Source organism: Maribacter litoralis, assembly GCF_003075045.1.
Taxonomy (GTDB): Bacteria; Bacteroidota; Bacteroidia; order Flavobacteriales; family Flavobacteriaceae; genus Maribacter; species Maribacter litoralis.
Genome location: NZ_QCZD01000021.1, coordinates 1 through 813, shown reverse-complemented (window position 1 = coordinate 813; position 813 = coordinate 1). Strand labels below are relative to the sequence as shown.

Genomic DNA, 813 nt, shown 5'->3' with positions numbered 1-813 from the left:
GTAACCGACGACGAGCGGCAAAATATGTTTGGTCTTGCCTGTACTTTAGCAGTGTAAAACAAATATTATGAAATCAATTATTCTTTTAACCGCTCTTTTCTTCACATGTTTCTTCGCTCAGGCACAGGCTAACGAAGAGAACGTTTCTTTAGATATCGAAACTGTAAAAGTAGAGATGGTTAAAACTATTGAAAGTAATGATATCGTTGTTCCGACTATCGAAAACGAAAACACGATCGAAGTTGCAAGATTATACAAGAACAAAAATAACAGAGTGATCAAGGCTTTAAAGTTCGCTACGAAATTGAACAGAGCTAAACTTTCTTAATACCATTATTAAATTTCCTTTTCGCCCCCGATCTTCACCTATCCCATTTCTTACCATAACCTACTTTTAAATTCAAGTTCAAGTTCAAAAATCAAATTCAATGTCAATTTCAAGATGCAATGACAGTTCGGCCGGGCATCCTACTCCATTCTATAGTTAGCTTTATCAAAACTCAAACTACATCAATGCCTACATCCGATACGCTTGTTTTCTTATGCTGATATACTAGAAATTCACAGTACGCTCAAATTAATAATCGAAGCCTAATTACCATTCGTCTATAGTTAAATGCCGCCCAACTATGAGCGGCAAAATATGTTTGGTCTTGCCTGTACTTTAGCAGTGTAAAACAAATATTATGAAATCAATTATTCTTTTAACCGCTCTTTTCTTCACATGTTTCTTCGCTCAGGCACAGGCTAACGAAGAGAACGTTTCTTTAGAGATCGAAACTGTACAAGTAGAGATGGTTGAGACAATTGAAA

Annotated in this window: 1 protein-coding gene; it reads left to right on the top strand. The window is 35.8% G+C overall.

Annotated elements, in window-relative coordinates; all coding sequences use genetic code 11:
- Positions 1 to 67 precede the first annotated feature (67 nt).
- Positions 68 to 328 (top strand): hypothetical protein, encoded by a 261-nt coding sequence (locus tag DCS95_RS20100; protein WP_116772580.1) that lies wholly within the window; start codon positions 68 to 70, stop codon positions 326 to 328.
- Positions 329 to 813 lie beyond the last annotated feature (485 nt).

What these genes read in the sequence shown, in the direction of transcription:
- DCS95_RS20100 (WP_116772580.1), top strand. Translation starts at nt 68, where the DNA reads ATGAAATCAATTATTCTTTTAACCGCTCTTTTCTTCACATGTTTCTTC.